Origin of the sequence: Lysinibacillus sp. FSL K6-1151 (assembly GCF_038630755.1) — a bacterium.
GTDB lineage: Bacteria > Bacillota > Bacilli > Bacillales_A > Planococcaceae > Lysinibacillus > Lysinibacillus fusiformis_D.
Map to the genome: position 1 here is coordinate 2031647 of NZ_CP152040.1, position 23230 is coordinate 2054876.

A 23230-nucleotide genomic window follows, 5' to 3' on the forward strand; every position below is an offset into this window, starting at 1 on the left:
GCCCGTTTTACATTAACTAAGTGGAATATAAATGATTATGTTCCTAAGTCAGTTGAACGAGAAGGGAAGTTTTACATTAACTAAGTGGAATATAAATAAAGAAAAAACGAAATAAATATGGCTTTGAGAAAGGTTTTACATTAACTAAGTGGAATATAAATGTTGTTGTAGGATCACTAACTACACCAAACAAAACTGTTTTACATTAACTAAGTGGAATATAAATAACAACTATCTGATTTGCAAAATTTCTTTATGTTTGTTTTACATTAACTAAGTGGAATATAAATTTAATTTCAAAAGCACAGCAAATCGCTAATTCGATGTTTTACATTAACTAAGTGGAATATAAATGTTCAAGACTACACGTTAGATCTACCGATTGTTGGTCGTTTTACATTAACTAAGTGGAATATAAATCCTGTATTTGTACTAGATTCGTGGTTTGATGTGCCCGTTTTACATTAACTAAGTGGAATATAAATCACGAATTTGCTCGGTGTAGCCGTTTGCCTGTAAACGTTTTACACTAACTAAGTGGAATAAAATTGAAGGTCTATAGAAGTTGATTAGTTATTAAAACTAAAATATCCTTACCCTATAAAAATGAACAGCGCCTACAATCGCTGTTCATTTTTTATTCCCCAAAACCGTACACATTCATTAAAATGTCAAACCTTTCATGTGAATGCATGCATATTGCAGCAATTTTGCACAAAATTGAATAACCCTAAGCATGTTCGGTATATAAATAGGGTACGATCATTTTTTAGGCTAAGGAGTGTGCAAATGGCTGTACTTGTGGTGAAGAGGAGTATTATGCATCGGTATCAAAGTATCGGGCAGGCAATTGAAGAGGCAATGCCTGGCGATATGATTGAGATTCGGGATGGGATTTATGAGGAGAGCTTGGATATTTCCAAGCGGCTGACGTTGTATGGGGTTGGGAATGTGACCATCAAGGGTGGCGTTTTTATTCGCTATCAAACCCATGTGGATATGCGGAATTTACGGTTTCGGCAAGGGCAGGGGCTATATATCAAAGGGGATTTACAGTTAGAAAACTGTATTATTGAGGAGCAATTGATTCGGACACAGATGATGGTGAGCTATGGTAGTTTGCTGATGAAAAATTGTGCTGTGCTGGCGACATCGCTAAATCATTTTGGGCTACGGGTGGCAAATGGTTCAAGTGTGATCCTCGTTGACACGACATTTGAGCATCATGTGAAGGCCCAAATCATTGCCCAAAATTGTGAGCTGACGTTGACGAATTGTCTGCTGCTGGAGGGGAAAAAGCATGGTATTTTTGCCATTCGTCATGTGAAGCTGGTGCTGGAGGACTGTGAGATTCATGGGCATGCCAAGGCACAAATTATTGCAGCAGCGAGTGAAATGGCTATGACGAATTGTCTGGTTCATCAGGGGCAAGGGGTAGGAATTCAGCTATTTGATGGCACGACTTTGCGGATGGATGGCTGTGAAATAAAAGAGCATCTCGATACGAATATGGTTGTCCACCGCAGTGAGCTAATGATCGCCGATTCAATCTTTTCAGATGGGCAAGGTCACGGTCTTTACCTTGGTGAAAAAACGGAAGCGAAGTTATATGATTGTCAATTTTATCGACATGTGAAGGCACAGATTCTGATTGAAAATAGCCAGGTAGAATTTCGTAAATGCCACATCCGAAATGGCATGGCTGTGGGTGTAGCGATTGTCGACGAAGCAGATGTTTCGTTGACGGAATGTCAAATTCAAAATCATCAGCAATTCCATATCATTGTGGATGCCAGTGGACTTCAGCTTCGTCAATCTACCATTCAATTTGGACAATCGGGTGGTATTTATGGCAATGATCATGCCAAGATTATGATGCAACATACAATGATTCGAGAGCTGCAAAGCCATCACATCTATATAAACAATGCCCGTTTGTTTACACAGTATTGTACCTTTGAACAAATGCAAGGAAATGGCATTACTTGTATTGATGCCATTTTTGAAGTAGCCCATAGCTATTTTAAAGACGGTCAAGAAAGTCCTTATGCCATGATTTGGTCAGATCAATCAATGGGACGTATTGAACATTGTACGGTGGATGAGGCAGCCCGACCATTTTTAGCATTGTCCAATAAATCATTAATGGAGATACGTCATACGGATATTCATGCAGTAAAGGCTCCAGCTGTGGTCCAGGAAAATAGTCAATTATTTGTGCAAGGGCAAGTTCATACAGGGACATGGCAAAAGGATGCAGCGTCCAAGGTTTCCTCAATTGAGGGTATGCAGGTGATGAAAGACCATAAGATAGAAATCCCGAAACATGATATTAAAAAAATAATATAAAAGCCGATTATACAAATAAGATAAGTAGTTTCAATTTTGAAATTACTTTTTTTATGGAATGGAGAAAATAGGTTTTATTCATGTGAAAAGTGGGTAAAGGAATATGTTTGCACAGTTGAAAAACCTTGAGTTTGTGCAAAAGAACACGATAATTCGACAAAATGCATGATTATTTTTATAATAGAATAGATGTCATCCTGCGATTTCTGTAATATTTTGAATATTTTAATGGAAAAGCTATACAATTCCTTGTAAAAGTTATGATAAAAATAATAAAGTATAAATAAAATGTAAAAAAATTATTAAGTAATAATCGATAAGAGATTGATTATTTACGATGTTTTATCCTATAATTAGTAAAAATGGTTCATGTGATAAGATAATTATACGTTATTTGAGAAATGTGTGTAATGATTTTACAATAATAAAATGACAGAGATATTGGGGTGATATGTGTATGTTTGGGCTGACAAAAGAAGAAATTATGTTGCTGCTAGAGGGGGTTGAGTTAGCAGAAAAGCAAAAGAATGTGATTGCTGATATCTTACATTTAAACAATATGCGAATCGAACAACAACTCGCATTAATGATCCATTTAATCATAGATGAGCGCGAACGAAATATTTCCAACAATACATATCTAAACTAAAAAGTATCGAAAAATCACAGGTGAGCTACACAAAGCACCTGTGATTTTTTTGTCAGCCATTTTTATAATTTTTTTGTGAAGCAGATAATGCGATTGGCTTCTGTAAAACCGAGTTGTAGATGGACGCGTAAACTTTCTTCATTATGCCATTCACAGTCACTAGCAAACTCTTGACAGCCTTTGTTCTTTGCCCATTGCTCACAGTGCGCTACAAGCTGTCTTGCATAGCCTTGCTGTCGATAATCTGCCATGACGAAAAGACCTTCTAAATAACCTACAGGGCTAGAGTTAGTACCTTCTACATAATCCGTTCGCAATTGGCATTGAGCAAATCCAATGGCTTTAGCCTGGTCATAGGCTAGAAAAATAGCGGCGTTGTCTTCCTTTAAGAGCTGAGCCATCTGTTCGGCAAATGCCTCTAGTGAATGATTGGGCCAAAGCAGTAAGGCTAATGTGGCTGTTGCTAGAGCATCCGGTTGTGTTGCTTGCTTGATCATACAATCCCCCCCTGGAAAAAAATGAAACGAAACGATTTTTAGCACGTACAAACTAGTAAGAGCTTCCACTAATGTTACATTTTCTATTTTAACACCAGTACTGAAAAAGGGGGAATCTACTGAATGTCACTCTTACAAACGTTAATTGAACAAGCGAAAAAACCTAATGGCTGGATTGGCTCATGGATGCTACGGATAATGAATATTGCCCATCGAGGTATGTATGCATGGCTCATTCGGCAAGGCGCCATCAATGATGGGGATTGTGTGTTAGACATTGGATGCGGGGGCGGAAAAACGCTTCAAAATCTATCCAATTTGAATCCAAATGGTATAATCTATGGTATAGATATTTCTGAGCAGGCAGTGAAGGAATCCATCAAGCTGAATGAAGCACATGTCGCCAGTGGCAAAGTAGTGGTTAAAGAGGCGAGTGTGACAAGCATCCCTTACGAGGATCAATTTTTTGATGCCATTACAGCCTTTCAAACACATTATTTTTGGCCATCATTAGAACAAGATGTCAAGGAAGTATGGCGGGTGCTGAAAAACGGAGGAAAATTTATTATTATAGCAGAGCTATATAAAATGAATTACCATATGGAAGCTTATCAAACACCAGCTGCTATGAAGCAATTATTAGAACGTACAGGTTTTCAAACAGTCTATGTTACGGAAAAGTCGAGTAAAGGGTGGCTCTGTATGACAGCCATTAAGTAAGAGATACATAAAATGGAGGGAATAAAATGAAAAGATGTGATTGGGTCAAGTTAGATGAGCCTTTGTATGTGGCATACCATGACAAGGAGTGGGGAGTGCCAGTCTATGATGATCAGCATTTATTTGAAATGCTTTGTCTAGAGGGAGCACAGGCAGGGCTAAGCTGGTGGACGATTTTACAAAAGCGTGAAGGCTACCGTGAGGCATTTGATCAATTCGATGTGGAAAAAATTATACATTATACAGAGGACAAGCTACAGGCATTACAGCAAGACACACGAATCGTGCGCAATAAATTAAAAATTGCTAGTGTGGTGACAAATGCTAAAGCCTATCTACAAATCAAGGAAAAATACGGTTCATTCTCTGACTATATTTGGGGATTTGTTGATCACCAGCCATTGATGAATGAATGGGCATCTATAAAAGATGTACCTGTGACGACAGAAATTAGTGATCGTATGAGCAAGCAATTAAAGAAGGACGGCTTTAAATTTATCGGTAGCACGATTTGCTATTCCTTTATGCAGGCAGTTGGCATGGTGAATGATCATACAACGGACTGCTGCTGTCGCCAGAAGGAGCTAGCGCATGACAATTGAATATATTCGTGCGCAACTAGCAAAGCAGGCCACGATTTTTCAAACAGGTGGTATTCGACCGACACATGATTTATTGGAAAGCTGGATTGGCTATGTCGGCTGGTCTTTACCAGAGGAGGAACAACCACCATCTGGCTATCAGCCGCTTGCTACCTTCTTTTTAAAAGATCTACCCTATGTACCAGCAGCGCTAAAGCCTTTTCAATTAGTCACACTGTTTGTCGATGAACGTCTTTTGGATCATCTAATGGAGGATGATCTTAGTCCTTATTTTCATATTAGAACATACACGACATTGGAAGGTTTAGTAAAGCGTGAATGGCAGCATGATGGCATTCGTGCATTTCCTCTCCAACCAAAGCTTATTACGAATGACTATCCAGTATGGGATGGGGGAGGTATACCGCTTCAAATAGAAGAAGATATTTTGACCTTGGAGCGTGAAGAGGAGCTAGAATATTTTGAGGATATCGTAGAAGACCTTTATCCGCTTCATAAAATCGGTGGCTACCCAAGCTTCTGTCAGAGTGGCTATGATTTTGGAGAGGATACACCATTTGTCCTCCAAATTGCCTCGGATGCGAAGGCACGATTGAACATTGTGGATCATGGCAATTTTTATTTTTTCTACAATCCAACAACGCAGACTTGGCGCGTCTATTGCGATTTCTACTGAAGGGAAGAGGGCTTGCCTTTTTCACGAACGGTCCAATCGATGATTCGGTTAATCAAGTATAAGCCGAGATACGCTCCTGTCAATAGAAAAAGAGGGTTTAAGAAAACCGCATGAATCGTTGTCATAAAAACCGCATCCTCAAGAATAATGTGCGTTATAGAAGTAGCAGCAATCGTGCTGAAAAGTATGGCAGCGATGATTCCTACTATGTTGAACAGCAGGCGAAAGATCGCCCATTTGAGCTGTAGATAAACCATAAGGCTCGGGATCACAATGGTGGTAGCCAGCATGAAAATGGTCATAACATCACATCCTTTCTTTCAGGATGCCCTTGTTCGCTTATGCATAAACATCATTGACGATAGGAGGAAAACATGTTGCGCTGGCAAGATGGAGAGGTGAAAAGAACAAAGAAGGTGAAAAGAGTAGAGCATAAAACGGTCGTAAAAAATGGCATTGGCTTTGGTTCAGTTTTAGCGATAACGATTTCATGGAGTGTCCATCATTCGATTATTTGGGCAATCATCCATGGCTGTTTTAGCTGGTTGTATGTTGTATACTATGCCATTACGCGCTAAGCTTGTCTGTCAAACTATCAACGAAGAGGTTGTTTGAATAAAAATAACTGAGGGTACATAAAAACAAATGTTCATAATTTTTGATTTGCCCGCATAAATAACAAAGTGCTCTTTTTCCAAGGCCAATTAAACTGTATGAACGTAGAAGAAAGGTTGATAGTATGACACATCAAGTAACGGCTTTAAGTAATGTTAATGGAAATGCTACGGGAGTGGAAGGTATTTTACAAAATGTAGCATTTATTTTATCAACGTTTACGATCCCTTGTCCGCTTCGAGAATATGCGATCAAGTGTGGAACTCGTAAACCCTTCCAACGTATAAAGAAGCTGAACACAACTCGCCTCATAGAATGTATTCAACGTTTTGAGCCACGAGCTGTCGTAGTAGATGTTGATTATCTTGGCGATGTCAATAGAGGAAAACTAGAGCCCATTGTCAAAGTGATTGTGAATGCATAATAGAAAAAAATGTATTCTGCCAGGTTTGAGTCAAATAACCTGGCAGAAGATCAAATTTGCTAGTAGTGGTAGGATTTATAGTATATGAATTGGTATCCAATAGGGCGTTCGAACATTTACGCCAGATTGGCGCTTCTAATGGCGATAATTTGTTGGCAATCAATGATGAGTGGTGACGCGGCTGCACCGGCTACCTCAAAGAATGTTGCACAGCAAGTTTTAGGATCTAAGCTGATAAAATAAATACCCGCGAAGCTACCGCCACCTGCTAAAATAACATCTACGAAAGCACCAGTAGACAGGCATTTTAATTGATGACAAATACAGCCTTTACAGTGGTGATCTTTAGCATGTTCCGCCTCGTAGTAATAATCTTCTTCATCACAGTATTTTTCCTCTTTTTTGCAATGGCAGTGCTTATGCTTTTGTTCCCGCTGACATGGCTCATTTTTTTGCCAACACTTGCATCCATTCTGTTTATGTTCCCATTTATATTGGTCATATTTATGCTTGCACTTGCATTCTTCTACTTTGTGCTCACATTTCTTCTGTAAATGACAATTACATTTTACATACTGTTCACAGCACTTTTCTTTTTTCTTATTCCAATTCATATAATGGCTAAATCTACTATCTTGCATCTTTTAATCTCCCTTTTTGTTAGTTTTTTAGTAATGGTAGCGCTAACCTTTACACTTATAATCTATGAAAGGATGAACGATACTTCTTGGTAATTGCCCCCTGCGACAGCTTAAAATTATTTTTTGAAAAATTAAGAGAGAGATAGCCATAGATAATTGTGATAACCCTAACAGTTTTCAGGAGAAAAGATTGCTAGACTTCCGCCTGTTAATTTCATGAAGAAATGGAGTGAATGTATGAAGAGAATACTGCAAATCTTCTTTCTTTTCATGTGCTTAATAGTAGTGATCTCATTGCTAATTGTACAAAGGCAGCCTTTAACCACAGCGACCAGTACGAATAGTCCAACTCCCTATGCAGAGGAGCTTGGCCAAAAATTACAGACTACAGATTTTACGAAAAAGGTGTTGCAGGAGATACGAGAGGTAGGCTACGCCCCTGATAGTACTGTTGGCTATTTAATAGACTCGCCAGAACATCAGGTCATCACGATTCAATTACACAATGGCGAAGAAATTGATGTAAGTACAGAAAGTGAGATTCAATCCATCATCGACGAGCTGGCCAGAAAAAACAATATCCCTCTATTTATGGTTAATGTCCAGCTACTAGAGGCTAAATGAGCTGAGAGGGAGGCACATTGGATAGTGTCTCCTTTTACATATAAAGGGAAATTAAAGCATGCTATAATAAGAAAAGAGGTGAGATCAATGAAAATCTTAGTATTAGGGGCGAGTGGACGTGTAGGTAGCCATCTGGTTGAGCTGGCATTAAAGGATCAGCAAGAGGTCACTATATTGGTCCGTGACCCTAATAAAATACAGCAACATCATCAACAGCTGCGTGTTATTCAAGGAAATGTTTTAAATAGGCAGGATGTTGAGCAGGCAATGGTTAATGTGGACGTGGTGGTCAGTGCATTAAATACAGATAGTCGCGATACATTATCGGCGAGTTTACCGTTGATACTTGGGGCGATGACACAACAACAGGTGAAAAGAATCATTACAATCGGAACAGCAGGGATTTTACAAAGTCGTGTTACACCGACGATTCTCCGCTATCAATCGACTGAATCTAAACAAAAATCCACGTTTGCCGCACAGGAGCACCAACGTGTATTCGAACAATTACAGCAGTCTGATAGGGACTGGACGATTGTCTGTCCTACTTATCTACCTGATGGGGCTTTGACAGGGAGCTACCGAATCGAACGTGATTTCTTACCAGAGGGTGGCACTCAAATTTCAGTAGCAGATACTGCAGACTTTGCCTATCAACAAATCTTTAGCGAGGAATTTTTGAAGACACGGGTAGGTATTGCGTATTAAAAAGGGGAATGAGAGATGAAAATTATTCATGCCATCATTGGTATGGTTATCATTGTCGTGGGATTTACATTCCTCAGTACAACGATTGAAGAGGCGCCTGTTAGAAATGTGACGCTGAAAATCTATGGAAATATTCTAGTTTTTATGGGTACATTCTATCTCAAAAAAATTGCGAAATTTGGTAAGCAAATAGTCTAAATGAACTTATTGCTTTAACTTCTTTTCATACCAGCAGTCAATCCAATATTCAAAATGAGTGAAAAAATATACTGATATTTTCCTTTTTATAGAAGGTTTGCTATACTTTATGTCGAATATATCATTGAAGAGGTGATTGTATGGACAAAGAAATATCAAATAACTGTCAATATCCTCAACACCTAACAGGCCATGATGGAATCGAAACGACAGAATTATATGTCATCAAGATCACAAAGGAACAAGTCGATAGGTTGATTGAGGATATCGATCAAACATTAAAGGCGTCTACATGACGTCTTTTTTAATGGCAAAAAGGCCACCTTCAGGGGAAAGTGACCTCAAAACAGGAGAGCTTTGGAAAGGCTAGATTTGCTTTACACTACTATACATATGAAAAAGTAATTTTGTTCGCTAGCCATTTGCCCGAGAAATAGATTAGAATTTCTAGCATACCACTGCCTGCATTATGTACAACCTCAGTCCTTTCGACATGAAAAGGAATAATTCAATGCCAAATAATCTCGTACGATTTTTGGCTGGCCTCCATTTTCAAGACATAGCTTACTAGCAATCTTAATTTCCTGCTGATTATAGTGAGATTGTGCCCCAATCAAAAATATGCCTGACAGTATCAATAAAGTACCGATTCCCAAAACATATTTTATAATCCTTTTCAATCAACTGACCTCCATTTCCACCTGCCTATTTTCTAGCATATGTCTGACTAGCAAAGCAATATGTTAATTGACATTTCGTATACAAATGTATACAATTAGTTTAAATAAATGTATACATTTGTATACAAAAGGAGGATTTTTATTAATGAGAGGTTCTGGATTTAGAGAACATATGCGAGAAGGACATCACCGTGGAGGACGTCATAGAGGCATGGATGGTACAGCACAGCGAGGAGCGAAAACATTCCGACGAGGCAAGGCCATTTCATTTTTAGAAATGCTACATGTTAAGCGAGCAACGATTAAACAGCAATTAGAGCAGCCTGAGTTTCAATCGATTCAGCAAATTTTGATAGGGGAATTAAAAGCGATTGACATGGTCATCCAAGAATTTAGCCAGTTATTTGACATTCAGGAAGGTGAAACAACGGAAGCAGCTGACAGTCCACAGGAGGAAAATGTGCATGAAACAAATGAATAACTATATTGATACGCTATTTTATCAGCAGGATACGCTGTTAGAGAATGTTATTTCCTCCATTGCAGAAAAAGGCATGCCTGCCATTTCCGTGTCACCATCTTCAGGGAAACTGCTGACGATGCTTGTATCGATTACAGGGGCTAAGGCTTTATTAGAAATCGGTGCGCTCGGTGGGTATAGTGGCATCTGTTTGGCAAGAGGATTGGATGCAGAAGGTTCATTGACTTCATTAGAGTTAGATGAAAGCTATGCACAGCTTGCTGCTAAAAATCTTGCCAAGGCAGGCTTTGAGAAGCAGGTTACCTATTTGACGGGCCCTGCATTAAACAGTCTGGAAAAGCTAGTAGCAGATGGACGACGTTTTGATTTGTTCTTTATTGATGCCGATAAGGATAATTATGAAAATTATGTAACGGCGTGCATCAAGCTGGCAAACCCTGGTGCATTAATTGTGACAGACAATGTCCTTGCAGGGGGCAGTGTAGTAGACCCTGAGGCTACACCAAAGCGTTATACAGCCATCATGAAAAAATTCAATGTGACGATCGCTAATCATCCACAGCTTGAGTCCATCCTTCTCCCAATTGGGGATGGCATAACCGTTTCCAAGGTTAAAAAATAGTATAACGAACTGACTATTAATGGTAAAATATTGTTAGCAAACAATAAGGGAGAGATGCTTTTGAAGCAAGCACTAGTGGTGATTGATGCACAGCAAGAACTAATCGAGGGTAATCAGGATGAACAAGCCGTCTATCAGAAAAACGAATTACTGGAGACAATCAATGCCGTCATCCAGAAGGCCGCGGAAGCCCAGGCACATATTATTTTTGTTCGTGACCAAGATGTGGCAGGTGGCGAAGGGGAAGGCTTTCAAGTACATCCAGCGATCCAAGTTCCAACGACAGCTGTCTTCTTTGATAAACTGGCAACGAATGCTTTTTACAAAACAGGCTTACTGGACTATTTACAGACCCATGACATTAAACATTTAGTGATGATGGGCTGTAAAACCGAGCATTGTGTGGATACAGCAGTAAAAACAGCAACCGTTCATGGCTTTGATGTCACATTAGTGGCAGAAGGTCATTCCACTAACGGCTCCGACTGTTTATCACCAGAAGCTATTATTGCACATCATAACGACATTTTACATGGCCATTACAATGTGGATCATTTCTCACTTGTGCGCAACGCCGATGAAGCACTATTTAAACCAACACATAATAATTATCGCTAACAAAAAATGACCAAGAATCTAGGTTCTTGGTCATTTCATATTAGGATTGAAAATCATCCTACTACAGTACATACGATGCTAAAACGTATCAAACATAGCCCCTGAATATTCAAAGACCCCCTTAAATAAAGCGCATAGTATGCTTGAAAAAGGATCGCTTGGCTATATTTAATAATAGTAGTAAATGGCATATACAGAAAATTTAAAAATTACATTGCATCATGAATTCTTCTATTTATAAGGGTGTTTTACAAATATTAACATGTAAGCTATTGCTGGTTACAATGGATAGGGCCACCGTGCGAGCAGTGACCCTAAGTATCAAGTCAGGAGGTGTAAGGCTAAAAAATTAGCTTTACACTATTATATATATGAGAAAATAGCTTCGAAAGTTAGTTATTTGCCTGTTCGATAGATTATTTTTTGAAAGGCGACTAAATGGTGCATCAATTGTCGGATGTCGTATTGTTATGCCTGTTAAGGTAGTGATAAGGAAGGTGATGGATATGGATTCTTTAACAAGATTAAATGAGGCAGTGGCGTATATTGAAGCTCATCTAACAGAAGAAATAGACTTAAAAGAGGCTGCAAGAATAGCTTATTGCTCGGACTATCATTTTAAACGAATGTTTTCCTTTCTAGCAGGGGTATCGTTGTCCGAGTATATTCGTCGTAGGCGGTTGACACTTGCCGCTCTAGAACTGTCGCATTCCTCTAAGAGAATCCTTGATATTGCCATTTGTTATGGCTATCGCTCCGCAGATGCTTTTACAAGAGCCTTTCAGCAAATGCACGGCATCACACCATCCGAGGCGAGACAAAGTGGTCAAATCTTAAAAGCCTTCCCCCGGATGACCTTCCAACTTACTATTAAAGGAGGTAGTGAAATGAATTACCGACTCGAGCAAAAAGAAGCATTTCACATTATCGGGCTCATGAAAAGAGTACCAATTGTTTTTCAAGGAGAAAATCAAGCAATAACAGAGCTGGCTCGCTCTTTGACAATGACGGACATTGAGCAACTGAAAAAGCTGTCCAATATCGAACCAAAGGGGATAATCCAAGCCTCCACCAACTTTTCAGAAGGGAGAATGGACGAAAAGGGGGAACTCGACCATTATATTGGAGTAGCCACAACAGAAAAAGGTACCCACCACTTTACTGAGTTGGATGTACCTGCGTGTACGTGGGCCGTATTTGAAGCGGTCGGACCATTCCCGCAAACACTACAGGAAATGTGGGGCCGCATCTATGCCGAATGGTTCCCATCATCTGGCTATGAGCAAGTAGCTGGCCCTGAAATCGTACGCCATGCAAGCACCGATTTCTCCTCCCCAACATTTACAAGTGAAATATGGATCCCCATTTATAAAAAGGAGCCTTTTGCGTAATGCAAAGGCTCTTTACTGTATTTTTGTGCCATTTGGTACCTGCTGATCAGGTGTTAACAGGATCACATCGCCCTCTACAGGCACTCCACCAATAACTAATACCTCAGACTTAAAACCAGCCACACGGCGGGGAGGAAAATTAACAATTGCCACTACTTGCTTCCCAATCATTTGCGCCGGTGTATAACGCTTGGTAATTTGTGCAGAAGACTGTTTAATGCCAAGCTCTTCACCAAAATCAATGGTCATTTTAATCGCAGGAACACGCGCTTTTGGCAATTCCTCTGCCTCTATAACCGTGCCAATTCGTATATCAAGTGCTATAAAATCTTCAATGGTAGCCATAATCATACTCCTTCTTCTTTTATGACAATGCTATCATTGAATAGAAAAATATTCAAAAAAAGAAGAGCACGTGCAGCGCTCTTCTCTCATTAACGACGATGCTCTACCAGGTCAATAGCTCCTAACACAATGTGTGCTAGCCCAAAACCAAAGAGGGTATTGGCCACCATTTTGTTAGAGCCATGCTTTTGCTTCATGGCATATCCAGCAGCCGTAACAGCTGACCCTAGGATAGTAGGGATTAAACCTTCACGAATTCCATTCATAAATTGATCCCTCCGTCGTATGATTCGGTGTGAATTTCACACCATACTTACTATGAACGTTTGGCGAGCATACTATACTAAGCATCAATCAAATAGCGTATCTTTGTACTAAAGGAAGAAAGCCTCCTGCAAAAAAACGTAATAGAATGGCCACTCTCATTTACATAATGTATGTAATTTTTGAAATTATTGAAACAAATAGGAGACATTAGCCGTATAATAAAATAAGGGGGGCTGAAAATGAAGTATGTAGGCATTGGCACGATATTATCGATTCTAGGTGTTGTATGTTCCATCTTCATATGGGGTACCGAGCAAGCGCATTTGCTCTCAGGGATACTAGGCGGAGTGTTCATCTTTGTCTCGATAGTAATGTCAGGAGCAATAGCGAGCGGAGATAGAATACGAGCCAATCTCGCTACAGAAACAAAAGAAGCTAGAAACGAACGCAATCGCATGATGACTAACGCGTCACTATTAGCCTTACCCAACATTATTGTAGCCATCTTCGCCTATTATCTCTGAAGCATCCATCAATCTGAACAAACACTCCATTCAAAGTAGTTCTATCGCTCAAAATAGTGGTTCGATTCACTTAGAGTAGTTCTATCAATCAAAAAAAAGCGTTTTATCGATCAGTTTATGCATTTTATCCACTACATTTTAAGTTCTATCCACCACATTTTGAATTCTATCCATCAGTTTGGATGAACGCCCCACTGAGAGTAGTTCTATCGTTCAAAAAAAGGTTTCTATCGATTGATTTATGTGTTCTATCCACCACATGTTGAATTCTATCCATCAAACTAGATGAACAATCCAATCATAGAAGTTTTATCAATCAAAAAAAGGTTTCTATCGATCAATATATGCGTTTTATCCACCACATGTTAAATTCTATCCATCAATTTTAGATGAACAATCCAACCAGAGCAGTTCTATCGCTCGAAAAAAGCGTTTTATCAATCAAAACAAGTATTCTATCGCTCAATATATGCGTTTTATCCACCACATGTTAAATTCTATCCATCAATTTTAGATGAACAATCCAACCAGAGCAGTTCTATCAATCGAAAAAAGAGTTTTATCAATCAAAATAAGTATTCTATCGATTAATATATGCGTTTTATCCACCACATTTAGAATTCTATCCATCAATCTAGATGAACGCTCCAACCAGAGTAGTTCTATCGCTCGAAAAAAGAGTTCTATCCATCAAAATAAGAATCTATTCACCTCTAATAGAAAGGATGTCGCGTGCTATGGATGAAGAAAAAGATTATTACCCAGAAGCTTCTAGATACACACTTGCTGTTGTTCTTTTGACACTAATTATTTGGGGTATTTATGATTGGCGCAATGCACATGCAAATGGTTTTCAATTCCTGTTAATTAATGAAATTGTAATCACACTTGGGATCACGCGCTATATGTTGAAGAAGCGAGATCAAAGAAGGAAGCGCTCTCAATAATCGGTACATATAAAATTCATAAAACGTGTCACATCTACCCTAGGTGTGGCTTTTTTTATTGCATTTAATAGTGGATGAGTACATTTGTAATAGAGAGGTGGTACTATGCAATTAACAGATGGTACACGGACATTTGACACGGACATCATTGATGAGGCTGCCAGAAAGAAAGAGCGTGATGAGCAGGAGCGGGAGATGCTCAATGCCTTTGCACGTTATGCTTATCTTCGCTACAAGCAAATACGAGATAAAGTAAATCCACGTAAATGTAAATATATGTATATTCATCAAGTTCGCCAGCAAATAACATCACCTGCTAGGCTTCAACGTGTTTGTAAGCTTCTGACGATGACAGAGGAGGAAGTTCTGTACATTGTGGAATTTGTGCGAAAGTATTTGAAATATGTGAAGTAAACCTCATCGATTGATGGGGTTTTTTTACATAATTTCTAGGGAGAATTATTTCTCAACGACCTGCTCCATATAGTATGATGAACGTGAGTAAAGGAGTGAGAATTTGAGATTCATTAAATTTCTAGTAGTGATGATTATTTTCCTTGGCGTAGCTGGGTATGGTGTGTTACATTTCGGCACAAAATTTGCCTCTGAAAAAATCGTAGATACGTTGTCAACGGAATTAGAAAACAGCGGACAAAAGGAAGAAATCAAAAATACCATTGAAAATGACCCTCAGTTGAAAGCCTATATGGAGGAAGCAAAAACGGTTGACAGCAGTACATTGCCGTTTACGACAAAAGAAGAGGCGACTAAAGTATTAATTCAAAAAGTGGGGATCACGGAGCTGAACGACATTCGTGTGAAATTGCAAGATGGCTCGATGACACAAGAGGAAGCACTGCAAATGGTTGAAGGAAAATTGTCGGATGAAGAGCTTGCTGCGTTAAAAGTAATCGTTTATCAAGAGCTTTATCAATAAAATTCGGACATGCTGTTGTGGCATGTTCTTTTTTTATGTCCCTTTTTCGAAAAATTCCCTTTATATAATAAGAAAGGGAATTTGACAGAAAGAGGGGATCATAATGATTTATAGAGTAGCCAAAAAGGAGAATTTCGTTGTCTTGGACAAGGGATTTTTAAATGATGATCAATTAAGCTGGAAGGCGAAGGGGCTGCTTGCTTATATGCTGTCCTTACCAGATGATTGGTCTTTTAGTCTTGCCGATTTAGCAACCCGCAGTAAATGTGGACGAGAAGCGACTGCACGAATTGTAGACGAACTGATACAGACGGGTTATCTTCAAAAAATTCAAGAGAGAACAAAAGATGGTAAGTTTCGTAAGGTGGAGTTTCTCGTATATGAAGCTCCAGCACTTGCTGCCATGCCGTCAACGGGAAATGCGTCAACGGTAGCACCACAAACGGAAAAGCCCACACTACTAAATAATGAATTACTAAATAATAAATTACTAAAAAATATAGATGATGATAAACAATCTGCACCCTCTGTCTATCACTTTTACGAGCAACAAGGCTTTGGTGCACAAACTGCCCATATTGGTGAGAGAATTCATCATTGGCTCACTATTTTTACGGAGGAAATGGTTATACATGCGATGAAGCTAGCAGTGGAACACAATGTATTACGTTGGCGGTATGTAGAAAAGATTTTGCAAAATTGGTATAGCAAAAAAATAAAAAGCATGGAAGATATAGCCATCGAGCAGCAGCGATTTCAAGCACGTAAGCAACAGATGGCACGACAGCAAGTTAACAGACGTCAAGAAATCATTCCGAAGTGGTTTCATCAGCGTCATGAAGAGGAAGTACTATGTGATCAACAGCCAACAATGGATTTTGCAGCGGAACGTCAAAAAATATTAGCATTATTAGAGAGCATATAATCGTCCGAATACCATAAAGGTTTGGTTGATGAAAAGTCATCATGATCCTGTAATATCAAGTGAATTCTTGCTAACGCATCGTCAAAAGAACGTGGGTCATATTGGCGTGTCCAAACAATGGTGGAAAAGACCGTCATTGCCACATATAAGGCATAAAGCTGCCAAAATGTATCGTCTGGAGTAGCCGAAAAATAGCCATTGATTTGCCCGATGCAGTAGGGGATGCTGTGACGTCTACTAAATAAGGCAAGATTATAAAAGTCATGAGAAGGGTCACAGGTCGATGTTTTAGCAGTGGCAGATGCGCCTCAATAAAGCTTCATCATTTTGCTTCCTGTGGTATGTGATAGGAACCTTGCTGGTATGCCTTCCAATAAGCAGAGAATTTCTTGCGCTGTGTCGCCTCCCAATTGAGCATTGGCGGAGCACTCACTTGATGGATTTTTCTCAATTGTTGCCCAGCAGCAAGACCGAGATGGAATTGCTCAAAGTCAGTGAATTGCTGGATGACATCATCCGCGGGTATTCCTTCTAAAAAACGAACGACCGTTGCGGTTAAATGGGCTTCTTGCAGCACCTTATAGTCAATCGCTTTATGTGTTTTTACACCCTGTTTTTCTAATTCCTGTAGCAACATAAATTCATTTTTGCGTTTTTCACGATGCGCTACATCTGCTAATCGTACAAAAAAGCGCGTTTCTCCCACAGTTACGAGATACTTAGTATCAGGAGAATAGCCTTTGAGGACTTTGGTTATTTGCGTAAAACCATCTAAGCTTGGCAATTGCTGAAATATATCTACTATATGCACATGTCATCCCCTCACTTTCAATATTTTAGAAGATACAAAATACTATAGGAAGCAATCTTTGTCAATGTCTTGGATAGTAGGAAGGGGTAAAAAAATCATATATAAAAAATAGTAAAAGAGCACAATTAACTAGAAATCACTGGTATGGGAGCATTTATTAACTATAAGTGAATGTCTTTGTATCATTCACACTCAGAAAGAGAGGTGAAATGATAGCAATAGTCGTATGCAAGAAAAGAACCTGTTAAGCCCCGTAAGGAATACCTCTGATTAATTATCGTTTTTCCCTGAACATCACAAATAGTAGAAATGGATAACATAGCTGTCATTCACGAAAAAATGATAGGAAAGGGTGGTGTAGTATGAGTTATGTTATTGAAAAACAGATCATGTCAGGGTTACCGAATCAAGCGCTCACGGCTATAAAATATGTGGTGGCGCATGAATCAGGTAATAGCAGCAATACTGGTCCAAACGCATTGGAAAACGAGATTGCCTATATGAATAGAAATAAAGCGAATGCTTTTGTATCCCACTGGGTAGGCGGTGGTGGACGAATCGTACAAGTAGCCCCCGTGAATCGTGTGCAATATGGCTGTGGTCCAAAAGGAAATCCATATAGCTATGCCCAGGTGGAGCTGGCACGGACAGCTAATAAGGAACAGTTTAAAAAGGATTATGCAGCGTATATTTGGCTGTTACGTAAGCTTGCCATAGAGGCAGGAGTCCCAACTGTTTTAGATGGCAATGGTAACGGCATTAAGTCACATCGATGGATTACGGAAAATCTAGGAGGTACCACACACAAAGATCCTTTTGCCTATTTAAAAAGTATGGGGATTTCAGAAGCACAGTTCCAGCTAGATATTAAAAATGGACTTGAGGAGGGATTAACAGTGTCACAATATAATGAGCTGAAACAAGAAATTGCGATGTTAAAAAGCTTATTAGCTGAAAAAGCTAGCCTACAAGCAAGCAGGGAAGTAGGAGCATCTCATAAAGAGGCATGGGAATGGGCCGTTAACGAAGGAATTATCCGAGGCGATGGCAGTCAGAACATGAATCCAGCAGGCGCTCTCACGAGGGAACAAATGGCGACAATGCTTAAACGTTATTACGATAAATTTATAGCGAATTAACTGGGGAGGATAGAGCTTGCATGCAAAAGCGAGCTTTATCCTTTTTCATTAAATAAAGGTTTTTTCAAAGTTTTGTCGAATGTAGTAGAAGAGAGGAGGGGTTTTGATGTTAACGAAAATAAAAAAAGTGAAATTCGAGCAAGAAAGAAAAAAACCATTGTACAAGGTGATAATGGAATGTCCAGAGGGGAAACAATTATATGTGAAGTTTGATTATACTTATAAAACGGAAAATTTCTGGCCTTTAGAAGTGAATTATAATAAAAAGAACTATGGTGCGAAACTAGCATGGTATACAAATGAAGTCGAGAATATGACAGTGGCATCATTTTTAGAAACCATTGCTGGGAAAATTAATAAGAAGTACGACTTTGACTTTAAGCAACAATAAAAAACAGCATCCTGAGGAATGCTGCTGTAAAGCCTATCCATTAATTGGTCGAGATATAAACAATCAATGCTGCCTCATCAAATGTTACATTTGCACCAAGTGCTTGACTAACAAATCTTAGAGGGACCATCGTTGTTCCTTGATAAATTTCAGCTGGATGGCTGAGGGCGATAGTGGATGTAGTACCATTTGCATCAACATAAGCCATTTTATTCCCCACACCAAGCACAATTTTTTTACTGCCCTTTGTTGCCGTTACTTTTTTCGTTGCACTTTCATAAGCAACTGTTGCTCCAAGTGATTCAAAAATGGCCTTCATCGGCACTAATGTTGTGCCATTTTTCATATAAGCGCCAGGCGTGTAATGTTGCTTTACATTATTTAAATAGACAGCAACTTTTGTCAACACTGGGGCTGTAGTTGCTTTTGGTGTCGGTGTAGATTGGCTTTGACCACCTGAGGAGGACCCTCCATTATGATAATGGTAGCCTGAACATAGCCCTTTCGCTTTGGACTTGTCCGAGCAATTATGCCCACCATTGCCATCTAAACGCCCAGGATGCGCTTCCGCAATAGAGGCTGTAGCGAGAAATAATGTAAACATCGCCATTAATAAAACCAATTTCTTCATAAATATCCTCCTATTATTGAAATATGTAATTATTATACTGTTAAAAAGTAAATTTTGATATGTTTTTATAGTAAAATAGTTGTAAAAGTTGGAGGAAACTAGAGCAATAGGCTTGTGGCGTATAAAATGAAGCCCTTTACGAAGAACTTTCGAAACAGCGGAAGTAGTAGCTACGTGTATAGGCGATAAATTGGCACTAACAATTAAAAGTTGTTAGTGCCAATTTATTTTGCTTCAGCGGGTGTTGAAACCCAATAAAACCATTTCTTATGGCAAATCAATATCCTGTGCCTCTGACGGATGGCAATGGTTTTCGAGCAACTCGAAAAAATGTAGATGCAGCGTAAGCGATTATGCCGAATCGTAATGGATTAGACCGTTAATTCATTTTCGTATTGTAGCTCAACGGTTATTTGTAATAGTTGATGCAGAATAGCTGCAAACATCGCAATGCTGCTTGAGGTAAAGATGCAAATGAGTGCCAGCATCATAATGCCAGTTATGTCTTCCTTGTCAGTAAACATGATGATAGATGCTGCAATGCCCAGTGCAAGAAAGAGAACAATCGTGAATGTACACAATATTTGATAGTTCTCAAAGCCTTTACAGACGATGCCGAGAACGCTTTATGCTGGTTGATGTTGATTAAGAGACGATAAGCTTGATATAACGCACTGTAGTAGGGAACACATAGAGCAGACACAAAAGATAGGACAAATAAGCAGATTCGAGATGTGCTACTGCGTCTCGATTAGCCATGTCAGGTAACCAAAATAGCCCTAAAGCTAAAGTAGAAATACCTAGCAGAATAGTGACAATTTTTAAGAAAATGGTTGCCCTTTGTTTCTGTTTCATTCAATCATTGGTTACCTTGATTTTAAAATTCATTGTTTTCTATCTAAAAAAGACATCCATCCTTGTGGGAGGGATGTCTTATTAGACACGATGTTTAACATCTTACATATTTTCGTTTAAAACCAAGTCTGCCTCGCTCTACTTCCTTTTGAATCGTTTCATAAGCATTTAGCGTAGTGTTTTTTTTGTTGTCTCTTTTCATTTCCACTGGACCAATCGCCTGTGCCGTTTCAATGGCTTGCTCATGAAGTGGCACATAGGAAATGGCCACTGTGTATAGAAAATTATTCATCCCAGATTTCGTGCGTGCTGGTGCATCATGAATTGTATTTTTTACCACTTCTAGCATGTCGGCTAATTTGCTCATAGAAAATTCGCTATCCTTGCGATTTCCTAAAAGCCAGCAATAGCAGCTCCAGCCCGCTGACATTCTTAGCTCCTCACCGCTGGCAATCCATGCATCCGCCACCTCCTGTGCAATAGGGGCTTCCGCTAACGTGACCGCTACAACATAATCAGACAGCATATAAAAATAAGCCGCATCCATCCAACGATCAAAATCTTCCACAGTCATTGCTTTGGGATCAGCAATAACGCCTGCAAAATACATCGCATCATAGTTACCTGTAGCATAAAGTTCTTCTGCTAGAGCCTGATTGATTTTGATTTTCTTCGCAATAGGCTTCATGGCTCCCGTTGCCACACCAAAAAGTGGCTCCTGTGCACCATTTGACAGATACATTTTTTTCGTCCGTTCCTTGCCTAGAGCCTCTAGCTCCTGCATCACCATTTCTGCATTCATCCAGTAGCACTTCCTTTACCTTTAATAGACACAAGCCCATTATCCTATAACAAACGCTCATTTGTCATGGAGGATACAGATAAAATCGCCTAACAATAATGATTTTATGTTAGATGAATGCCTTTTGGGAGATTTAGCTTGGTTGAAGAGGTTAGAGCCTATTCCATATAAACATAAATTGAGCTGCATCGGATTCCAGCGCAATTCGATGATCGTCCGTCGATTGATCTTCAGTCAGCAGGCGACCTTTTTGCACGTTTAAAATGGCATGTTTAATAGTGTCAGGGTGTTCTATTTCGTAGTGAGAGTTTTTCAGGAGGGTTAAGGCAGATTGGCATTTATATTTATCAATGCGCTCATTTTTACCTTTGAAATACAGCTTAATCAAGTAGGGGATATCGTCGATGATTAAACCAAGTTCAGGATTGGAACGCACCGTTAATGCATCACTATACCAATTAGCCTTACCTGGTGCAAACCACTGAACATTTTTGTTTTTTAAAAATTTTAAATAGGCTTTTACGACATCCTGATAATTTTTCTGACGTGCAGGGAGGGCATTATCAATCATATCGAGTAAATAATTGTCAGGCAAACCCTGTTCATGGTATTTTTTTAAACCATCGCGTAATGCCTTCCAATAATCTTTAATTGGATGATAATCTCCCTGATATTTAATATCTTTCACAAACTTCGTCTTGGCTGTACTTCCCTTCATCGTGAAGTCTGTAAATTGGGTTAAGCCAATGGATGGCTTTGTGATAATCGTCATCATTCCATCGCCCTTCTTTCCTTATCAATGACATGTTATAGATTATATTGGAAAGGGGGACTGTATATGATTTTCTGGCGTGTTAAAAGTTATCAATGAAAAGAATTCTACTAGGCATCGCTTTCTCGTACAATTGATATCTTTACAATGAAAAAACAACATTCTATAAAAGAAATGTACCGCCAAGAACACCTTCTATCGATGCTCATTGAAGAACATGAAAGGAATAGTCAATTTGAGCAAACCGCATGGATTCTTAATTGTGCTATACCAAGCAGCATAGCCTTGCGACCTACCATAAATTATATGAGCAACTGTATGACCATCTTTTGAACCAGCAGACAGTGAAATTAGTTTAGCTAGAAATAATCATTTCATACTGTACTGGGAATAGATCAAACCAAATAGGGCAATGTAAGACTACTTGGAGGTGATCATTTTGTCGAAGGGCAAGCAATATAAACGTCAGTCAGAGTTGGCAGAATTAGCGACAGATTTAAGTCCAGATGATTTAGATGTGCGTGAAGAAAATGCTTTAACACAAGAGCAAAAGAAAAATTCGAACGAAGGTACTCGCTCGAAAAAATCTGCAATACGTAAATCGCAATCATAATACTGACACCACAATCATCGTGATTGTGGTGTTATGTTATCCTTCATTTCACGGCCATTAGACCAATGCCAAAGAGAATCGATACCATCATTACATACAATACATAAGATCGATACCTTTCTACAAAACACATTAGCAATAAAGGAAATTCAGAAACAATTCATAGTACACTGTAAACAATAACAATAAATGGTATAATTTATAAAATGGTTGAGAGGAGTTGATATAAATGATTTTATTTATCTTGTTTGTTGGGATCATCGTTGTCGTCGGTATAGTCAGTATGCTCAATCAACCGTACAATAAATCGAGCGAACAGTCACACCATAGTCACCCAACAAACGATTTTCTAACAAATGATGCACAGATTTCCTCACAGGAAAGCCATCATTGTGCTGATTATAGCGCATCCACTAGCGATTCATCATGTGGCTCATCAGGGGAATGAACGAATGGTTTAGGTAATTTGCTATATTTCCTTGTAATTCCGCTCAAAGACAAAATCACAAGGATACGCAGCCAAAAGCGTGTTATAAAATAACCGAATTGTCAGGAAGCGTCTCAAAATCGGAGCATAAGCATCCACCACAAAAAAGCTGGAAACCGGTAGTAAACTGGTCTCCAGCTTTATTCATATGTAAGGTTATCTTAAATGTCTTGTTTCTGCATCAATCATCTAGTTAGCCAAATTGACACTCGGAGCGATAGTACTAAAGGAGTACTTGATGTTTACACAGGACGCGGTATGAATGATAGAGGAGCCAGTAAATAGTCAA

The 23230-nt window shown here is 39.1% G+C and carries 37 protein-coding genes and 1 CRISPR repeat array (1 of these 38 only partly in view); of the genes, 24 read left to right on the plus strand and 13 right to left on the minus strand.

Annotation, left to right across the window (positions count from 1 at the left end):
* Positions 1-550: direct repeats of the CRISPR family, unit length 29 nt; unit sequence GTTTTACATTAACTAAGTGGAATATAAAT; it begins 576 nt to the left of the window's first position.
* A 269-nt stretch (positions 551-819) separates the two neighbouring features.
* On the plus strand, positions 820-2349 hold the full coding sequence (locus MHI04_RS09705; protein WP_271913150.1) for a right-handed parallel beta-helix repeat-containing protein: 1530 nt from the start codon (positions 820-822) through the stop codon (positions 2347-2349).
* 457 nt (positions 2350-2806) lie between these two features.
* Positions 2807-2998, plus strand: a complete 192-nt coding sequence (locus tag MHI04_RS09710) for a hypothetical protein (RefSeq protein WP_271913153.1) — start codon at positions 2807-2809, stop codon at positions 2996-2998.
* A gap of 62 nt (positions 2999-3060) precedes the next feature.
* Here MHI04_RS09710 and aac(6') read toward each other — a convergent pair whose 3' ends face one another.
* Positions 3061-3495: an aminoglycoside 6'-N-acetyltransferase gene (aac(6'), locus tag MHI04_RS09715; RefSeq protein WP_342535618.1), complete on the minus strand. Its 435-nt coding sequence runs from the start codon at positions 3493-3495 to the stop codon at positions 3061-3063.
* A 123-nt stretch (positions 3496-3618) separates the two neighbouring features.
* Between aac(6') and MHI04_RS09720 the strand changes: the two genes are divergently transcribed.
* From MHI04_RS09720 to MHI04_RS09730, 3 genes are read left to right on the plus strand one after another with little or no spacing between them, the layout of a single operon-like run.
* Positions 3619-4215: a class I SAM-dependent methyltransferase gene (locus MHI04_RS09720; RefSeq protein WP_340808873.1), complete on the plus strand. Its 597-nt coding sequence runs from the start codon at positions 3619-3621 to the stop codon at positions 4213-4215.
* Between the two features lie 26 nt (positions 4216-4241).
* Positions 4242-4817: a DNA-3-methyladenine glycosylase I gene (locus MHI04_RS09725; protein WP_036128944.1), complete on the plus strand. Its 576-nt coding sequence runs from the start codon at positions 4242-4244 to the stop codon at positions 4815-4817.
* On the plus strand, positions 4807-5493 hold the full coding sequence (locus tag MHI04_RS09730; RefSeq protein ID WP_036128942.1) for a DUF1963 domain-containing protein: 687 nt from the start codon (positions 4807-4809) through the stop codon (positions 5491-5493). The genes MHI04_RS09725 and MHI04_RS09730 overlap by 11 nt, the downstream gene beginning before the upstream one ends.
* Here MHI04_RS09730 and MHI04_RS09735 read toward each other — a convergent pair.
* A complete protein-coding gene (locus tag MHI04_RS09735) occupies positions 5487-5795 on the minus strand; it encodes a hypothetical protein (protein WP_036128940.1) in 309 nt (102 codons plus the stop codon). The genes MHI04_RS09730 and MHI04_RS09735 overlap by 7 nt on opposite strands.
* Before the next feature lie 72 nt (positions 5796-5867).
* On the opposite strand from MHI04_RS09735, the gene MHI04_RS09740 reads away from it, so the two are divergent.
* Positions 5868-6071, plus strand: coding sequence for a hypothetical protein (locus MHI04_RS09740; RefSeq protein WP_170829805.1), 204 nt, complete (start codon positions 5868-5870; stop codon positions 6069-6071).
* Positions 6072-6232: 161 nt separating this feature from the next.
* A complete protein-coding gene (locus MHI04_RS09745) occupies positions 6233-6532 on the plus strand; it encodes a hypothetical protein (RefSeq protein ID WP_342535619.1) in 300 nt (99 codons plus the stop codon).
* Between the two features lie 116 nt (positions 6533-6648).
* Here the strand turns inward: MHI04_RS09745 and MHI04_RS09750 are convergent, their stop codons facing one another.
* Positions 6649-7173: a hypothetical protein gene (locus MHI04_RS09750; RefSeq protein ID WP_342535620.1), complete on the minus strand. Its 525-nt coding sequence runs from the start codon at positions 7171-7173 to the stop codon at positions 6649-6651.
* A 237-nt stretch (positions 7174-7410) separates the two neighbouring features.
* On the opposite strand from MHI04_RS09750, the gene MHI04_RS09755 reads away from it, so the two are divergent.
* The 4 genes from MHI04_RS09755 (at position 7411) to MHI04_RS09770 (ending at position 8999) form a co-directional block, all read left to right on the plus strand.
* The gene (locus MHI04_RS09755; protein ID WP_342535621.1) at positions 7411-7797 is read left to right on the plus strand and encodes a hypothetical protein; all 387 of its coding nucleotides are present in this window, start codon (positions 7411-7413) and stop codon (positions 7795-7797) included.
* A 66-nt stretch (positions 7798-7863) separates the two neighbouring features.
* Positions 7864-8505: an SDR family oxidoreductase gene (locus MHI04_RS09760; RefSeq protein WP_342535767.1), complete on the plus strand. Its 642-nt coding sequence runs from the start codon at positions 7864-7866 to the stop codon at positions 8503-8505.
* Between the two features lie 15 nt (positions 8506-8520).
* Positions 8521-8703: a hypothetical protein gene (locus MHI04_RS09765; RefSeq protein WP_342535622.1), complete on the plus strand. Its 183-nt coding sequence runs from the start codon at positions 8521-8523 to the stop codon at positions 8701-8703.
* A 140-nt stretch (positions 8704-8843) separates the two neighbouring features.
* The gene (locus MHI04_RS09770) at positions 8844-8999 is read left to right on the plus strand and encodes a hypothetical protein (protein ID WP_170829804.1); all 156 of its coding nucleotides are present in this window, start codon (positions 8844-8846) and stop codon (positions 8997-8999) included.
* Positions 9000-9182: 183 nt separating this feature from the next.
* On the opposite strand, the gene MHI04_RS09775 is transcribed toward MHI04_RS09770, so the two are convergent.
* On the minus strand, positions 9183-9383 hold the full coding sequence (locus MHI04_RS09775) for a hypothetical protein (protein WP_036128927.1): 201 nt from the start codon (positions 9381-9383) through the stop codon (positions 9183-9185).
* Between the two features lie 145 nt (positions 9384-9528).
* Here MHI04_RS09775 and MHI04_RS09780 point away from each other — a divergent pair, with 145 nt between their 5' ends.
* The 4 genes from MHI04_RS09780 to MHI04_RS09795 all read left to right on the plus strand — a co-directional run bounded on the left by MHI04_RS09780 (position 9529) and on the right by MHI04_RS09795 (position 12495).
* On the plus strand, positions 9529-9864 hold the full coding sequence (locus MHI04_RS09780) for a hypothetical protein (protein WP_342535624.1): 336 nt from the start codon (positions 9529-9531) through the stop codon (positions 9862-9864).
* A complete protein-coding gene (locus MHI04_RS09785) occupies positions 9848-10486 on the plus strand; it encodes an O-methyltransferase (RefSeq protein WP_271913167.1) in 639 nt (212 codons plus the stop codon). The genes MHI04_RS09780 and MHI04_RS09785 overlap by 17 nt, the downstream gene beginning before the upstream one ends.
* A gap of 60 nt (positions 10487-10546) precedes the next feature.
* Positions 10547-11104, plus strand: a complete 558-nt coding sequence (locus tag MHI04_RS09790; protein ID WP_271913169.1) for an isochorismatase family protein — start codon at positions 10547-10549, stop codon at positions 11102-11104.
* Positions 11105-11610: 506 nt separating this feature from the next.
* Complete coding sequence (locus tag MHI04_RS09795) at positions 11611-12495, plus strand: AraC family transcriptional regulator (protein ID WP_342535625.1); 885 nt, start codon at positions 11611-11613, stop codon at positions 12493-12495.
* Positions 12496-12507: 12 nt separating this feature from the next.
* Here the strand turns inward: MHI04_RS09795 and csaA are convergent, their stop codons facing one another.
* Positions 12508-12840 carry a chaperone CsaA gene (gene csaA, locus MHI04_RS09800; RefSeq protein WP_271913174.1) on the minus strand — a complete coding sequence of 111 codons (333 nt, stop codon included), beginning with the start codon at positions 12838-12840 and terminating at the stop codon, positions 12508-12510.
* 89 nt (positions 12841-12929) lie between these two features.
* Positions 12930-13106 carry a hypothetical protein gene (locus MHI04_RS09805; RefSeq protein WP_036128914.1) on the minus strand — a complete coding sequence of 59 codons (177 nt, stop codon included), beginning with the start codon at positions 13104-13106 and terminating at the stop codon, positions 12930-12932.
* A 240-nt stretch (positions 13107-13346) separates the two neighbouring features.
* On the opposite strand from MHI04_RS09805, the gene MHI04_RS09810 reads away from it, so the two are divergent.
* The 5 genes from MHI04_RS09810 to MHI04_RS09830 all read left to right on the plus strand — a co-directional run bounded on the left by MHI04_RS09810 (position 13347) and on the right by MHI04_RS09830 (position 16440).
* Complete coding sequence (locus MHI04_RS09810; RefSeq protein ID WP_271913176.1) at positions 13347-13631, plus strand: DUF5316 domain-containing protein; 285 nt, start codon at positions 13347-13349, stop codon at positions 13629-13631.
* A 737-nt stretch (positions 13632-14368) separates the two neighbouring features.
* Complete coding sequence (locus MHI04_RS09815; RefSeq protein ID WP_230593831.1) at positions 14369-14578, plus strand: hypothetical protein; 210 nt, start codon at positions 14369-14371, stop codon at positions 14576-14578.
* 105 nt (positions 14579-14683) lie between these two features.
* Positions 14684-14992 carry a hypothetical protein gene (locus tag MHI04_RS09820; RefSeq protein ID WP_036122729.1) on the plus strand — a complete coding sequence of 103 codons (309 nt, stop codon included), beginning with the start codon at positions 14684-14686 and terminating at the stop codon, positions 14990-14992.
* Between the two features lie 103 nt (positions 14993-15095).
* A complete protein-coding gene (locus tag MHI04_RS09825) occupies positions 15096-15515 on the plus strand; it encodes a hypothetical protein (protein WP_342535626.1) in 420 nt (139 codons plus the stop codon).
* 103 nt (positions 15516-15618) lie between these two features.
* Positions 15619-16440 carry a DnaD domain protein gene (locus tag MHI04_RS09830; RefSeq protein ID WP_036122725.1) on the plus strand — a complete coding sequence of 274 codons (822 nt, stop codon included), beginning with the start codon at positions 15619-15621 and terminating at the stop codon, positions 16438-16440.
* Between the two features lie 322 nt (positions 16441-16762).
* On the opposite strand, the gene MHI04_RS09835 is transcribed toward MHI04_RS09830, so the two are convergent.
* The gene (locus MHI04_RS09835; RefSeq protein WP_342535627.1) at positions 16763-17251 is read right to left on the minus strand and encodes an aminoglycoside phosphotransferase family protein; all 489 of its coding nucleotides are present in this window, start codon (positions 17249-17251) and stop codon (positions 16763-16765) included.
* Between the two features lie 362 nt (positions 17252-17613).
* Here MHI04_RS09835 and MHI04_RS09840 point away from each other — a divergent pair, with 362 nt between their 5' ends.
* Positions 17614-18390, plus strand: coding sequence for an N-acetylmuramoyl-L-alanine amidase (locus MHI04_RS09840; protein ID WP_036122718.1), 777 nt, complete (start codon positions 17614-17616; stop codon positions 18388-18390).
* Between the two features lie 106 nt (positions 18391-18496).
* On the plus strand, positions 18497-18781 hold the full coding sequence (locus tag MHI04_RS09845; protein ID WP_036122715.1) for a hypothetical protein: 285 nt from the start codon (positions 18497-18499) through the stop codon (positions 18779-18781).
* Positions 18782-18821: 40 nt separating this feature from the next.
* Here MHI04_RS09845 and MHI04_RS09850 read toward each other — a convergent pair whose 3' ends face one another.
* From MHI04_RS09850 to MHI04_RS09875, 6 genes are all read right to left on the minus strand, one after another.
* Positions 18822-19412, minus strand: coding sequence for a copper amine oxidase N-terminal domain-containing protein (locus tag MHI04_RS09850; protein WP_058843076.1), 591 nt, complete (start codon positions 19410-19412; stop codon positions 18822-18824).
* 371 nt (positions 19413-19783) lie between these two features.
* Positions 19784-19993 (minus strand): DUF2975 domain-containing protein, encoded by a 210-nt coding sequence (locus MHI04_RS09855; protein WP_342535628.1) that lies wholly within the window; start codon positions 19991-19993, stop codon positions 19784-19786.
* Positions 19912-20115 (minus strand): DUF2975 domain-containing protein, encoded by a 204-nt coding sequence (locus MHI04_RS09860; RefSeq protein WP_342535629.1) that lies wholly within the window; start codon positions 20113-20115, stop codon positions 19912-19914. Before MHI04_RS09860 ends, MHI04_RS09855 begins: the two co-directional genes overlap by 82 nt.
* Positions 20058-20267, minus strand: coding sequence for a hypothetical protein (locus MHI04_RS09865; protein ID WP_342535788.1), 210 nt, complete (start codon positions 20265-20267; stop codon positions 20058-20060). The genes MHI04_RS09860 and MHI04_RS09865 overlap by 58 nt, the downstream gene beginning before the upstream one ends.
* A gap of 94 nt (positions 20268-20361) precedes the next feature.
* Positions 20362-21069 (minus strand): DNA alkylation repair protein, encoded by a 708-nt coding sequence (locus MHI04_RS09870; RefSeq protein ID WP_342535630.1) that lies wholly within the window; start codon positions 21067-21069, stop codon positions 20362-20364.
* A 151-nt stretch (positions 21070-21220) separates the two neighbouring features.
* Positions 21221-21841 carry a hypothetical protein gene (locus MHI04_RS09875; protein WP_271913563.1) on the minus strand — a complete coding sequence of 207 codons (621 nt, stop codon included), beginning with the start codon at positions 21839-21841 and terminating at the stop codon, positions 21221-21223.
* Positions 21842-22271: 430 nt separating this feature from the next.
* Here MHI04_RS09875 and MHI04_RS09880 point away from each other — a divergent pair, with 430 nt between their 5' ends.
* Together MHI04_RS09880 and MHI04_RS09885 are read left to right on the plus strand one after the other, a co-directional pair.
* Positions 22272-22454 (plus strand): hypothetical protein, encoded by a 183-nt coding sequence (locus MHI04_RS09880; protein ID WP_342535768.1) that lies wholly within the window; start codon positions 22272-22274, stop codon positions 22452-22454.
* 229 nt (positions 22455-22683) lie between these two features.
* A complete protein-coding gene (locus MHI04_RS09885; RefSeq protein WP_342535631.1) occupies positions 22684-22902 on the plus strand; it encodes a hypothetical protein in 219 nt (72 codons plus the stop codon).
* Positions 22903-23230 lie beyond the last annotated feature (328 nt).